Source organism: Amycolatopsis sp. NPDC089917, assembly GCF_040684635.1.
GTDB lineage: Bacteria > Actinomycetota > Actinomycetes > Mycobacteriales > Pseudonocardiaceae > Amycolatopsis.
The window spans coordinates 36326-50119 of sequence record NZ_JBFBGL010000024.1; the positions used below are offsets into that span (position 1 = coordinate 36326).

Below are 13794 nucleotides of genomic sequence, written 5' to 3' on the forward strand. Positions count from 1 at the left end.
CCTCCACACGCGTCGCCGCTGCTTGCGGCTCGACGACGTGGCGGGCGGCCCGATGTCGCGAACGTGGCCAGCGCTCCGCCGAGCAGACCTTTTGCCGTACGCGGCGCCCGGACAATCCCGGCGCCGTCGCGGTGCCGGGCAAGGATTCCCGCTGCTGGTGACCACCACGGCGGAACGAACAGAAAGGGGCCCCTGCGCGGCCGCGTCGAGCCGGTGTGAGCCAGCCGACGCGCCCGGGGGCGGAGGAGATATATGTCGAACGCGGACACACCCGCCGTCACCGGCGGGAATACCGCCACACCCATCGCAGGCCAGCTGGCCGAACTGCCGCCCCGGATCCGGGTGCACGCGCTGGCGAAGCTCCTGGGATCCAACAGCCGTGAACTGATGGCCAAGCTCGGTGAGCTCGGCGAGACCGTCCGCAGCGCGCAGTCCAGCGTCACCCGGGATGTGGCCCTCAAGCTCGCCGAGGCCCTCGCCGGCGGAGACGAGCCCGAAGCGACTCCGGCGGCCGAGGCGCCCGCCGTCGAGACCCCGAAGGCCGCCGAGCCGAAGCCCGAGGTCAAGGCCGAGCCGAAGCCGGAGACCAAGCCGGAGCCCGCTCCGCAGGTGGAAGCGCCTTCGCGGCGGGTTCCGCCCGCGCTGGCCGCCCCGGTGACCCCGGAGCCGCCGCAGCTGACGACCAGGCCCGCGAAGGCCGCCGTGCACGTCCCGGTGTTCGCCGCGCCGTCGCCGGTGTTCCTGCCGCCGGAGCCCGTCGCGGCGAAGCCCGTCCGCAAGCCGGAGCCGGCCTTCACCCCGGCCGAAGAGACCGCCTCGGACGAGGACGAGACGCAGTCCGAGCAGGCCGAGGGGCACGGCACCGACGAAGACGGTGACGACGCCAACGGCCGTCGCCGTCGTCGTCGCGGCCGTCGTGGCCGCGGCCGGGGCAAGGGCGGCGACGAGAACTCGGCCGAGTCCGAGAACGAGGACGAGCAGCCCGAAGAGCCGCGAGCTCCGCGCGGCCGTCAGCAGCGCGCGAAGGACAAGGACGCCGACGCCGAAGAGGCCGGGACCGAGAACGCCGAAGAGGCGTCGGCCGCGTCTGATTCGGCCGCGTCCGATTCGGCGGAGTCCGATGCGGACAACGAGGCCGATTCCGACAACGGCAGCAAGCGCCGCCGCCGTCGCCGCCGCCGCAAGGGCGGGGACGACGACAGCACCGAGTCCACCAGCGACGACCCGCCCAACACGGTCACCCACGTGCGGCAGGCCAAGGCCGCCGAGACCGAGCGCCCGGCCCGGGACGAGGTCCGCAGCGTGCGCGGCTCGACCAGGCTCGAAGCCAAGCGCCAGCGCCGCCGGGACGGCCGCGAGGCGGGCCGCCGTCGCGCGCCGATCCTGTCCGAGGCCGAGTTCCTCGCCCGCCGCGAGTCGGTCGAGCGCACCATGGTCGTCGCCGAGAAGGGCGAGTCCACGCAGATCGGCGTGCTCGAGGACGGTGTCCTGTGCGAGCACTTCGTGACCTCGTCGGGCACCGGCTCGATCGTCGGCAACGTGTACCTCGGCCGCGTACAGAACGTGCTGCCGTCGATGGAGGCCGCCTTCATCGACATCGGCCGCGGCCGCAACGCCGTGCTCTACGCCGGTGAGGTCGACTGGGACGCCGCCGGTCTCGAGGGCAAGGCCCGAAAGATCGAGCAGGCGCTCTCCACCGGTGACTCCGTGCTGGTCCAGGTCACCAAGGACCCGGTCGGGCACAAGGGCGCCCGGCTGACCACGCAGATCTCGCTTCCGGGCCGCTTCCTGGTCTACGTGCCCGCGGGCGGCGCCACCGGCATCTCCCGGAAGCTCCCGGAGAACGAGCGCCGCCGCCTGAAGGACATCCTCAAGCGCATCGTCCCCGAGGACGCCGGTGTGATCATCCGCACCGCGTCCGAGGGCATCAGCGAGGAGGAGCTGGACCGCGACGTCCGCCGCCTCAAGGCGCAGTGGGACGTCATCAAGGAGAAGGCCGAAGCCGGCAACGGCGGCAAGAAGAACAGCGCGCCGGTCATGCTCTACGAAGAGCCGGACCTGCTGGTCAAGGTCGTGCGCGACCTGTTCACCGAGGACTTCGCGAAGCTGGAGATCCAGGGCGACAAGGCCTGGGACACCATCTACAACTACGTGCAGCACGTGGCGCCGGACCTGGCAGACCGGGTCAAGCGGTACACGGGCACCGGTTCGGCCTTCGCCGATCACCGGATCGACGAGCAGATCACCAAGGCGCTGGACCGCAAGGTCTGGCTGCCCTCGGGTGGTTACCTGGTCATCGACCGCACCGAAGCGATGACCGTCATCGACGTCAACACCGGTAAGTTCACCGGATCGGGTGGCAACCTCGAAGAGACGGTGACCAGGAACAACCTGGAGTCGGCGGAGGAGATCGTCCGCCAGCTCCGGCTCCGGGACATCGGCGGCATCATCGTCATCGACTTCATCGACATGGTGCTCGAATCCAACCGTGAGCTGGTGCTGCGCCGTCTGACCGAATGCCTCGGCCGCGACCGCACCCGGCACCAGGTCGCCGAGGTCACCTCGCTCGGCCTCGTGCAGATGACCCGCAAGAAGATCGGCACCGGGCTGCTCGAGGCGTTCTCGACGCCGTGTGAGCACTGCAAGGGCCGCGGCGTGGTCGTCTCGACCGAGCCGCAGCGCACCGGTGGCGGTGGCAACGGCCACAACCACGGCAACGGGGGCAATGGCGGCAACGGCGGCAAGGAGCAGGGCTCCCGCCGGTCCCGCGGCCGGGGCAAGGGCGAGGACCAGAACCAGGGCCAGGGTCAGAACGAGCCCGCCGCGGCCAAGACCGAGGCTCCGCAGGCGTCCGGTCAGCGCGAGTCGGTGGTTTCGGCGGTCCAGGCCGTGGCCAACGCCTCCAAGGCGGCCAAGGGCGAGCACACGCACGAGGTCACCGAGAACGTCGAGGGCGCCGCTCTCAACGGGCACGCCCCGCAGGCCCCGGAACAGGCCACTGAGCAGCCCGCTCAGCCGGTCACGGAGGCGGTCCCGGTCCCGGAGCCCGTTGCCGACGCAACCGTCGAGCAGGCCGCCGAGGCGGCGGCCGAGCCGGTTTCGGAGCCGGTCGCCGAGGCGCCCGCGACCGAGATCGCCGGCGAACCGGTGACGACGCCGGACGACGAAGCTCCGGCCGCGCGTGAGGAAGAGATCGCCGTCGTCGGGGAATCGGGCCCGGAGCCCGAGGCTCCCGAGGTTCCGGTGACTCCTGAGGTCGTTGTGACGGAAGAGGTTTCCGAGCCCGAAGCCCCTGCGGCTCCGGAGGAGGCCGAACCCGAGGTGGACGTCCCGGCCCCGGCCGGGCGCTCCACCACCCGCCGTCGTCCGCGACGGGCGGCCTCACGGCCGGCCGGTCCGCCGGTCAAGGCGTCGGAAAAGAGCTAGTGAACACCGTGGGGCACCCCGGTGTGATCGCATCGGGGAGCCCCACGTAACCTATAGAACGGCCCGCCACCTAGCGGCGGGCACCTTGCGCAGAACCTGGACCACCGAGACTTCCCGGTGGGCCGGTCACGCAAGCCCCCACCCGTTGTCGAGTAAGCAGGAGACTTCCGTGTCGGCGTACGCGATCGTCAAGACTGGCGGCAAGCAGTACAAGGTGGCCGTCGGCGACGTCGTCGAGGTCGAGAAGCTCGAAGGCGAGCCGGGCACCGAGCACACCTTCCCCGCGGTCCTTTTTGTGGATGGTGGCGACGTCACCACGGACGCCGACGCGCTGGCGAAGGTCTCGGTCACCGGCAAGGTCGTCGAGCAGACCAAGGGTCCGAAGATCCGGATCCACAAGTTCAAGAACAAGACCGGCTACCACAAGCGCCAGGGTCACCGGCAGAAGCTGACCCGCGTCGAGGTCACCGGCATCTCCAAGTAGAACTTTCTCCGGATCTTCGTCAGAAAGAGGATTGAGCCATGGCTCACAAGAAGGGTGCGTCCAGCTCCCGCAACGGTCGCGATTCGAACGCGCAGCGACTGGGCGTCAAGCGTTACGGCGGCCAGGAGGTGAACGCGGGCGAGATCTTGATCCGCCAGCGTGGCACCAAGTTCCACCCGGGCGTGAACGTCGGCCGTGGCGGCGACGACACGCTGTTCGCGCTGGCCGCCGGTGCGGTCCAGTTCGGCGAGAAGCGTGGCCGCAAGACGGTCAACATCGTGCCGACCGAAGCCTGATTTTCGGCTTCGAGACAGAACCTCCGACGAGGGGTGGGGCCGGAATATCCGGGCCCACCCCTCGTTTGTTTTGTGTATCCCCTTTTTTCGCGAGTGAATAGAGGCAAGTCATGGCTTCCCGGTTCGTGGACCGCGCGGTGATCCATCTGGCCGCCGGCGACGGTGGGAACGGCTGCGCCTCGGTGCACCGCGAGAAGTTCAAACCGCTCGGCGGCCCGGATGGCGGCAACGGCGGCAACGGCGGCGACGTGCTGCTGATCGTCGACCCTAATGTCCACACGCTGCTCGACTTCCACTTCCGCCCGCACGCCCGCGCCGGCAACGGCAAGCTGGGCCAGGGCGGCAACCGCGCCGGTGCGGCCGGGGAGACGCTGGAGATGCGCGTCCCGTCCGGCACCGTCGTGATGACCGAGGACGGCGAGATCCTGGCCGACCTGGTCGGCCCCGGCACCACCTTCGTCGCCGCTCAGGGCGGCCGTGGCGGCCTCGGGAACGCGGCGCTGGCCTCGAAGGCCCGCCGGGCGCCCGGGTTCGCGCTGCTGGGCGAGCCGGGGGAGACCCGCGACCTCGTCCTGGAACTGCGTTCGGTCGCCGACGTCGGCCTGCTCGGCTTCCCGTCCGCGGGCAAGTCGTCGCTGATCTCGGTGCTGTCCGCGGCCAAGCCGAAGATCGCCGACTACCCGTTCACCACGCTGGTGCCGAACCTGGGCGTGATCACCGCCGGGTCGACGGTGTTCACCATGGCCGACGTGCCTGGGCTGATCCCCGGCGCCAGCGAGGGCAAGGGCCTCGGCCTCGACTTCCTGCGCCACATCGAACGCTGCGCGGTGCTGGTGCACGTCATCGACTGCGCCACCTTCGAGCCCGGGCGCGACCCACTGTCCGATATGGACGCTCTCGAAGAGGAACTCGCCCGCTACACCCCGAGTCTCGGCGGCGACCTCGCCGACCGGCCGCGTGTGGTGGTGCTCAACAAGATCGACATCCCGGACGCCGCCGAATTGGCCGAGTTCGTGCGCCCGGAACTGGAAGCCCGCGGGCTCAGTGTGTTCGAGATCTCCACAGCGTCGCGGCAGGGCCTGAAGGAATTGACCTACGCGCTTGCCGCCGTCGTCGAGAAGTACCGCGCCGACCAGCCCGCTCCGGAACCGGCGAAGGTCGTGCTCCGGCCGCTGGCCGTCGACGACGCCGGCTTCACCGTCGAGCTCGACCCGGAGGAGGAAGGCGCGTTCATCATTCGCGGCTCCCGTCCGGAGCGGTGGATCCGGCAGACCAACTTCGGCAACGACGAAGCGGTGGGTTACCTCGCGGACCGGCTCAACCGGCTGGGCGTCGAGGAAGTACTGGCACGCAAGGGCGCCGTACCCGGCAGCCCCGTCACCATCGGCGACGTCCAGTTCGAGTGGGAGCCGTCGACCCCGGCCGGGGTCGCGGTGCACCTGTCGGGCCGGGGCACGGACGTGCGGCTGGAGAACACCAGCCGTATCGGTGCCGCCGAGCGTAAAGAAGCCCGCCGGATCCGTCGTGACGGTCCGGACGGCGTCGAAGACGAAGACGAGATGGACGACGAGTGAGTTCAACCCGGGTGGCGATCGCCGACGCGAAGCGTGTGGTCGTCAAGGTCGGTTCCTCCGCACTGACCACCGCCGGCGACGGTCTCGACGTGACCAGGCTGGACGCGCTGGTGGACGCGATCGCCGACCGGGTCGCCCGCGGCACGCAGATCGTGCTGGTGTCCTCGGGCGCGATCGGCGCGGGACTCGCGCCGCTCTCGCTCGGCAAGCGACCGCGTGACCTCGCCACCCAGCAGGCCGCGGCCAGCGTCGGGCAGCTGGCGCTGGCTCACGCGTACGCCGAGTCGTTCGGCCGGTTTTCCCTGACCGTGGGCCAGGTTCTGCTGACGTCGGACGACGTCGTGCGCCGGGCGCACTACCGCAACGCGCAGAACACGTTCACCCGGCTGCTGGCCCTCGGCGCGGTTCCCGTGGTCAACGAGAACGACACCGTGGCCACCGAAGAGATCCGGTTCGGCGACAACGACCGGCTGGCCGCGTTGGTGGCCCACCTGATCGGCGCCGACGCGCTCGTGCTTCTGTCCGATGTGGACGGTCTGTACGACGGGGATCCCCGTGACGGCGCGACTCGCAAGATCGCCGAAGTCGCCGGTGAGTCCGATGTGGACGGCATCACGGTCGGCATGTCGAGCTCCGGGCTCGGTACCGGCGGCATGGTCTCGAAGCTCGCCGCCGCCCGCACCGCCGCCGGAGCCGGGATCCCGGTCCTTCTCGCCGCCGCTTCCGAGGCCGCACGCGCGCTCACCACCGCCGAGGTCGGCACCGCGTTCGCCGCCGCGGACTCCCGTCTGTCGGCCCGCCGGTTCTGGCTGGGCTACGCCGCGGGCGCCTCCGGGAAACTGCACCTCGACGACGGCGCGGTCGCGGCCGTCGTCCGCCGTCGCCGCTCCCTGCTCGCCGCCGGGATCACCGGCGTCGACGGTGACTTCCAGGCTGGCGACGTCGTCGACCTGGTCGACCTCCGGCAGCGGACCGTGGCGCGGGGTGTCGTGGCCTTCGACTCGGGCGAGCTGCCCGACCTCATCGGCCGTTCCAGTCACGACCTCCCCGCGGAACAGCGGCGTGAGGTCGTCCACGCGGACGACCTCGTCCCGCTTCGCCGCTAAGGCACCGACCCCGGCATGGTCACGATCGTTTGCGCCGTCCGGTGAGGAACGCGTTCAGCGGGATCGCTGGACGCGAGCCTCGAAGTACTCGCTGAGGTCGGGTCAAGCGACAGCAGGGGACCTTTGCTAGCGCTTTGCCGGATCGGCGAGGTGGCCGATGAGGCGTGCCAGCTGCTCGCCGTAGGCATCGGCGAACTCGGCCGACTCCGGATCCTGACCGGAGACGGCACGGACGACACGGGGGAGCGCCAGTGCGGCGCTGGACGCGGCCATGAAGATCACCAGCAGGAACGCCGGGTCGAGGTCGGCGGGGAAATCGCCCGCGGCCTGGCGGGCGCGGACGTACTCGACCTGCCGCTGAAGGAAGCCGCGCTGGCCTTCGACGCCCATCGCGTCGGGAGCGCCGTCGGTCAGGTTCTCCCAGATGAACAGCTTGGCGAGATCGTGGTCCCTGATTCCCGACTGGACGAAGAACCGGACCACCTCCGCGAACGGCTTGTCGTGGTCGGTCGCGGCGACGTAGTCGTCGTACATCGTCGCGGTCAGCGCGTTGTACAGCCCTTCCTTGCCGCCGAAGTAGTACGAGATCAGCTGCTTGTTCACACCCGCCCGTGCGGCGATCTCGCTGACGCGTGCCGCCGCGTAGCCCTTCGCACCGAACTCGGTCTTCGCCGCCTCCAAGAGCTGCGCCTTGGTGCGTTCGGGATCGCGTTGGCGTTCGACGGGGGCGCGGCGAGGACTGCGCGGTGCGGGGTCGGACATGAGATCACCTTAGTCACGGACTATCTCAAACGTTTGGTTGACAGTATTACTCATCTGGTTGATAGTGGAATCGGGAGAGGAGATCTCAATGACCACGAGAATCGCGATCATCGGTGGCGGAACAGGTGGGCTCTGCCTGGCGCAAGGGTTGCGCAAGGCGGGGATCGACGTGTCCGTCCACGAGCGCAGCCGCACCCGGACCGAGCGCCTGCAGGGCTATCGGGTGCACATCAACCCGCACGGCTCAGCCGCGCTGCACGAATGCCTGCCACCCGAGCTCTGGCAACGATTTCTGGCCACCACCGGCACCACGAGCGGCCCGTTCACGTTCGTGACCGAGCGCTTGCGGGACCTGATGGTGATCGACAGTGAGCTGACGTCGAGCGCCGATCCCGCGTCGAGCCACCATTCGGTCAGCCGGATCAGCCTGCATCAGGTGTTGTCCGACGGGCTCGACGGGGTTCTGCGCCACGGCAAGGAGTTCGTCGGTTACCGCCGGGAGGGGGAGGTGGTCGTCTGCGAGTTCGCCGACGGCAGCACCGTCGAGGCGGACCTGGTCATCGGTGCGGACGGCGCCAATTCCCGGGTGCGCAAACAGTTGCTGCCCGAAGCCGGCCGGGTGGACACCGGGATCGTCGCGATCGCGGGCAAGCATCCGCTGACCGATGAGACCCGCAAGCGTTTGCCCGCCAGGCTCACCGACGGTCCGAGCCTGGTGATGCCGCGTGCCGGCGCGGGCTTGTTCACCGCGCCGCACGAGCTGAACGGCGCTTCCTCGGTCAACGACGAGACCGCCGACTACGACCCTGTCCTGTTCGACAACACGTCGAGCTACATCATGTGGGCGTTCGCGGCGGACAACCGGCGTTACCCGGACACTGTGTCCTCAATGGACGGTGCAGCTTTGCAGGCCCTGGTGCTGGACCTGATCGGCGGCTGGGATCCCGCGTTCAAGGAGATGGTCTCCGGCTCGCCCACGGGATCGGTGTCCCGCCTGCCGATCTTCACGTCGAAACCCGTCGAGCCCTGGCCGACGGGCAACATCACCCTGCTCGGTGACGCGATCCACAGCATGACGCCGTTCCGCGGCATCGGCGCGAACACGGCGCTCCGGGACGCGCAACTGCTGTGCCGCAACCTCGTCGAGGCACGGAAAACCGGCGCGGTGCACGCCGGTATCGCCGACTACGAGCAGCGAATGCGGGAGTACGGCTTCGCGGCGGTGCGCGATTCGGAACGCAGCGCCCGCCAGTTCGTGTCCGAGAACCGCGCGGGCCGGACGATGGCGCGCGGAATGTTCCGTTTTTTCCAGGCGGTTCCTCCGTTGAAGCGCAAGGTCTTCAGCGACCACGGAGACTCATAGCCGGGCCGGAGCGGAGATACCCAGCAGGGACAGACCCAGCGTCAGCGTCTTCGACGTGAGTCCGGCCAGCAACAGGCGCGAGTCACGGACGCCCGGACCTCGCGCGTCCGATACCGGGCACTGCTCGTAGAACCGCGAGAACACGACCGCGGTTTCGTGGAGGTACGTGCACAGCTTGTGGGGGAGACGTCCGGCGGTCGCCGCGTCGACCGCCTCGGGGAAGTGGACCAGCGCGAGCGCCAGTGCCCGTTCGGCGGGATGGCCGAGCAGCACTCGCGCACCGGTGAGGTCCTGATCCGCCTTCGCCAGCACGGAACGGATCCGCGCGTTGGCGTAGTGCAGATAGACCGACGTGGTCCCGTTCTTGGACAGCATCCGTTCCCAGGAGAAGACGTAGTCGCGCTCGCGATCGCCGGAAAGGTCGGCGTACTTTGACCGCGCCGATCCCGATCGCCTCGGCGACCTGTTCCCTGTTCTCGGGGGAGAGGTCGTCCCGGCCTTCGAGCACTTCGGCGGCATGGGAGACCGCCTCGGTGAGCAGGTCGGTCGCCCCGCGTCGCGCCGTCCAATACCGCACGGTCGCGAGATCGGTGGCCGCGTAGCCGTAACCGTCGTCCCGTTTCCGCACGATGAGCGGCAGCGGCTCGCCCTCCCGATTACGGAAACCGCCGGGAAAGACGCAGACCGCGCCATCGCTGATCTCGGTCAGCCCGGACGTGGTCAGCTCCTCCACGACCGCGGCGAGAAAGGGGTTGTAGAAGCTCCGGAAGGTGCCCGACGTGCATTTCCTTCGCCACGTTCGGGCTGCTGTAGTCGATGGCGATCCGCCGTGGCCGCGGCGTCACGGCGGCGCCCAGCCGTGGGTCGTCGTTGAGCGCGCTCGTCCGGTCTTCCAGCCACGACGAGTTCAGTGTGAAGTTGAGAAAGCCCGGCCCGGCGACCATCGGCGGTTCGGCGAGATCGGCGACGTCGAGATACGACGCGATGGCGGCGGCGATCTCTCGCGGCGTTTGCCCAGGCTCATCGCGAGATCGCACTGATAGTCGACCCCGCTCTGGGCGGAGACTCGCACGAGGGCGGGCAGTGGCTCGATGTCGGTGACGTGGCGAAGGGCTTCCGCCCCGCGTCGTGCCAATTCCTCGCTCACATCGCCGAACAACACGGTGTCCCTCCTTCGCGCTCGTCGTAGGAGCGCGAGGAGGGCCACCTCGCCGTGCTGTCGGCGACGGAGTTTTCAGCGCAGGTCGCTGCCTTTGGTCTCGGGCAGGGTCCGGATGACGAAGAACGCGATCACCGCTCCGGCGGCCACGTACCAGAAGAACAGCGTCGACAATCCGGCGTCGGACAGCGCGGTGAGCACGAGGGGAGCGGTGCCGCCGAACAGCGCGACGGTCAGGTTGTACCAGGCGCCGATGCCCAGGCCCCGCAGTTCGGTGGGGAACAGCTCGCTCATGATCGCGGGCGCGATCGAGGTCATCGCCGTGTACAGGCAGAGTCCGACGCAGAACACGACCATCAGTCCCGGCAGCCCGGGCCGGACCAAAGTGGACAGCGGGACGATGAGGATCGCGGTCGCCGCCGACCAGACGAGCAGCTGTGGCTTGCGGCCGTAGCGGTCGGACAGGGCGCCCATCGGGTATTGCAGCGCGACGAACAGCGCCGTCGCGATCGACAACGCGAGGAACACGTCGACGTCGTCGGCCTTGCGGGTCTTGACCGCGAACGAGGTCAGGGCGCTGAAGAACGTGTAGTAGCAAAGGGTCGACAGCATCGAGAAACCCACGAGCTGCACGACGGCGCGCGGGTGCTCGCGAAGAGTGGTGCGCAGCGGCCGCTCGACCCGCTTCGAGGTCGACTTCTTCTCCTCGAAGATCTCGGTCTCGGCGAGACTACGCCGGAGCCACAAGCCGATGATGCCGAGGACACCGCCGAGCAGGAACGGGATCCGCCAGCCGTACGCCGTCAAGTCCGCTTTGGACATCGTCCGCGCGAGCACGAACCCGAGCACCGAGGCGAGCAGGACGGCGGAACCGGTCGAGATGTAGAAGAAGGCGGAGTACCGCCCGCGCCGGGCAGGCGGCGCTATCTCACCGAGGTACGCCGACGCGTTGGAGACCTCGCCGCCGAGCGACAGCCCTTGAGCGACCCTCGCCAGCAGCAACAGGATCGGGGCCAGCCAGCCGACCTGGTCGAACGTCGGCAGGAGGCCGATGGCCACCGAACCGCCCGCCATCAGCACGATGGTCAGGATCATCGCGGGCTTCCGGCCCCTGATGTCGGCGAAGCGGCCGAGCAGCATCCCGCCGAGCGGCCGGAAGAAGAACGCCAGGGCGTACGTGGCGAAGGTGTTGATCAACGCCAGGGCTTCGTTGCCCTTCGGGAAGAACTCGCTGGCGAAGTAGATGCTGAAGGTGGCGTAGATGGTCCAGTCGAACCACTCCAGCGCGTTCCCGACACTGGCGGCGAACAGTTTCTTCACCGGGAGCCGATGCCGGAGCCGCTCCGTCGTTGAGTCCGCCATCGGCACCTCCGTACTCGCGCGTGGACGGAACCTTGCCAGAAAGTCCCCATGCGGGAAAGAACCCGCCGGATGCCGAGATCAGTCTGTGGTGACCGGAGGGTGTTCGACCGCCCACGCGCGGTTTCGGACGTTCAGTTCACGGCTTCCGGGTCACGACGTGCTGGCGAGAGCGAACGGCAGCACGGCGCGGGCACCGGCCTGCCGCAGCAGGCGCGCGGACAGCGTCATCGTCCATCCGGTGTCGATCAAGTCGTCCACCAGCAGGACCGGGCCCTCGACCGCGGCGACCCTCGTGCCGAGTTCTTCCGGCAGGCTGAGGCGTTTCCACAGGTCGGCCAGCCGTTGCGCGCTGTTCGCCTGACGCGGAGGCGGCCCTGCCGAGGCGATGGCGCCCAGATACTCCAGCCGTCCGATCGACGCCAGCTTCGTCGCCAGACTGTGGACCAGCCGGGGCCGGGTGGCGGACGGCACTTCCACCACCGCGACCGGACGCTCGGTCCACTGCCAGCCCTTGAGAACCTCGATGCAGGCTTGGAAGACCGGGTCGGGGAGCTCGGTGTCCGCCGCGCCCGGGCCGACGAGTTCCCGCAGCCGCGTGCCCCAGCCGACGTCGGTCACCCTGCCGACGACCTGGCCGGTTTCGGCCTGCTCGCCCGCTGGCAGCCGTCCGGACAGCGGGACCTCCAGTCCGGCCATCCCCGTCGGCCACATCTTCCGCGGCGCGACCTCGACCCCGGGACGGCGCAGCCGCTGCCGGGTGGCATCGACGACGTCGTCGGAAATCGTGGTGTCCCACTGCTTTCCGGTGCAGTTGTCGCATCGACCGCAGGGGGTCGCTTCGGGATCGTCCAGCTGCTTCCGCAGGTACTCCATCCGGCAGCCGGTGGTTTCGAGGTACGCGAGCATGGCGTTCTGTTCGTTGGTCCGCGCCGCGCTCACCCGCGCGTAGCGTTCCTTGTCGTACTGCCACTCCTCGCCGGTGCCTTCCCAGCCGCCCTTCACGCGGCGGACCGCGCCGTCGACGTCCAGCACCTTGAGGACCATCTCCAGCCGGGAACGGGACAACTCGACGAACGGCTCCAGCGCGGGTGTCGAGAGTGGACGGTCCGCGTACGCCAGCGCGTTGAGCACCTGGGTCACCCGCAGTTCGTCCGGGAAAGCCAGCGAGCCGAAGTACGCCCAGATGTCCTTGTCCTCGTGGCCGGGCAAGAGGATCACCTCGGCGCGATCGACACCACGCCCGGCACGGCCGACCTGCTGGTAGTAGGCGATGGGAGAGGACGGGGCGCCGAGGTGGACGACGAAGCCCAGGTCCGGCTTGTCGAATCCCATGCCCAGCGCCGAAGTGGCCACCAGCGCCTTGACGTTGTTGTTCAGCAGATCGTCTTCGGCCGCCTGCCTGTCCGCCGGGTCGGTCTTCCCGGTGTACGCGGCGACGGGATAACCGCGCTCGGTCAGCAGGCCCGCCACGTCATGCGCGGCCGCGACGGTGAGCGTGTAGATGATCCCGGATCCGGGGAGCTCCTCCAGATGCTCGGCGAGCCACGCGAGCCTGGCCTGCGACGTCGGCAGCTTGGCCACCGACAGATAGAGGCTTTCGCGGTCCAGGGTGCCGCGCAGGACGAGGGTGTCGCCGCCGTTGCCGATGCCGAGCTGCTCGGCGACGTCCGTGGCCACCCGGTCGTTCGCGGTCGCGGTGGTGGCGAGCACGGGAACGCCTTCGGGCAGATCCTTCAGCAGAGTCCGCAACCGCCGGTAGTCCGGTCGGAAGTCGTGACCCCAGTCCGAGATGCAGTGCGCCTCGTCGACCACGAGCAGGCCGGCACTCGCGGTCAGCTTCGGCAGGACGGTGTCGCGGAAGTCCGGGTTGTTCAGCCGCTCCGGGCTGACCAGGAGGACGTCGACCTCGCCCGCCGCGATCGCGGCCTGGACCTGATCCCACTCCTGCGGGTTCGCGGAGTTCATCGTCGCCGCGTGGATGCCCGCCCTCGCCGCCGCGGAGATCTGGTTGCGCATCAGCGCCAGCAGCGGCGAGATGATCACCGTCGGGCCCTCGCCGCGTTCCCGCAGCAGCGCCGTGGCCAGGAAGTAAACCGCCGACTTCCCCCAGCCGGTGCGCTGCACGACGAGCGCGCGACGGCGGTGCGCGACCAGCGCCTCGATGGCCGTCCACTGGTCGTCGCGCAGCCGGGCGCCTTCGCCGGCCAGCGACTGGAGGAGGGTCTCGGCGCGGTCCCGGAGAGTCGATGTGTCCACGTCCCC

9 protein-coding genes and 1 pseudogene are annotated in these 13794 nt (G+C 69.4%); 6 read left to right on the top strand and 4 right to left on the bottom strand.

Annotation, left to right across the window (positions count from 1 at the left end; translation table 11 throughout):
- The first annotated feature begins 252 nt into the window (after nt 1-252).
- The 5 genes from AB0N89_RS19105 to proB all read left to right on the top strand — a co-directional run bounded on the left by AB0N89_RS19105 (nt 253) and on the right by proB (nt 6886).
- A complete protein-coding gene (locus AB0N89_RS19105) occupies nt 253-3426 on the top strand; it encodes a translation initiation factor IF-2 N-terminal domain-containing protein (RefSeq protein WP_364206059.1) in 3174 nt (1057 codons plus the stop codon).
- 169 nt (nt 3427-3595) lie between these two features.
- Nucleotides 3596-3910: a 50S ribosomal protein L21 gene (gene rplU, locus AB0N89_RS19110; RefSeq protein WP_005158538.1), complete on the top strand. Its 315-nt coding sequence runs from the start codon at nt 3596-3598 to the stop codon at nt 3908-3910.
- 38 nt (nt 3911-3948) lie between these two features.
- Nucleotides 3949-4206 (top strand): 50S ribosomal protein L27, encoded by a 258-nt coding sequence (gene rpmA / locus AB0N89_RS19115; protein WP_007034782.1) that lies wholly within the window; start codon nt 3949-3951, stop codon nt 4204-4206.
- A gap of 110 nt (nt 4207-4316) precedes the next feature.
- The gene (gene obgE / locus AB0N89_RS19120; protein WP_364206061.1) at nt 4317-5780 is read left to right on the top strand and encodes a GTPase ObgE; all 1464 of its coding nucleotides are present in this window, start codon (nt 4317-4319) and stop codon (nt 5778-5780) included.
- Nucleotides 5777-6886 (top strand): glutamate 5-kinase, encoded by a 1110-nt coding sequence (proB, locus tag AB0N89_RS19125; protein ID WP_364206063.1) that lies wholly within the window; start codon nt 5777-5779, stop codon nt 6884-6886. Before obgE ends, proB begins: the two co-directional genes overlap by 4 nt.
- A gap of 126 nt (nt 6887-7012) precedes the next feature.
- On the opposite strand, the gene AB0N89_RS19130 is transcribed toward proB, so the two are convergent.
- A complete protein-coding gene (locus tag AB0N89_RS19130; protein ID WP_364206065.1) occupies nt 7013-7648 on the bottom strand; it encodes a TetR family transcriptional regulator in 636 nt (211 codons plus the stop codon).
- Nucleotides 7649-7736: 88 nt separating this feature from the next.
- Here AB0N89_RS19130 and AB0N89_RS19135 point away from each other — a divergent pair, with 88 nt between their 5' ends.
- On the top strand, nt 7737-9011 hold the full coding sequence (locus tag AB0N89_RS19135; protein WP_364206067.1) for an NAD(P)/FAD-dependent oxidoreductase: 1275 nt from the start codon (nt 7737-7739) through the stop codon (nt 9009-9011).
- On the opposite strand, the pseudogene argS reads toward AB0N89_RS19135, so the two are convergent.
- From argS to AB0N89_RS19150, 3 genes and pseudogenes are all read right to left on the bottom strand, one after another.
- Nucleotides 9006-10173, bottom strand: a pseudogene (gene argS / locus AB0N89_RS19140) (arginine--tRNA ligase). The gene AB0N89_RS19135 and the pseudogene argS overlap by 6 nt on opposite strands.
- Nucleotides 10174-10245: 72 nt before the next feature.
- Entirely contained in the window at nt 10246-11532 is a 1287-nt protein-coding gene (locus AB0N89_RS19145) for an MFS transporter (RefSeq protein WP_364206069.1), read from the bottom strand.
- A gap of 150 nt (nt 11533-11682) precedes the next feature.
- Entirely contained in the window at nt 11683-13788 is a 2106-nt protein-coding gene (locus AB0N89_RS19150; RefSeq protein ID WP_364206070.1) for a RecQ family ATP-dependent DNA helicase, read from the bottom strand.
- Between the last annotated feature and the right edge of the window lie 6 nt (nt 13789-13794).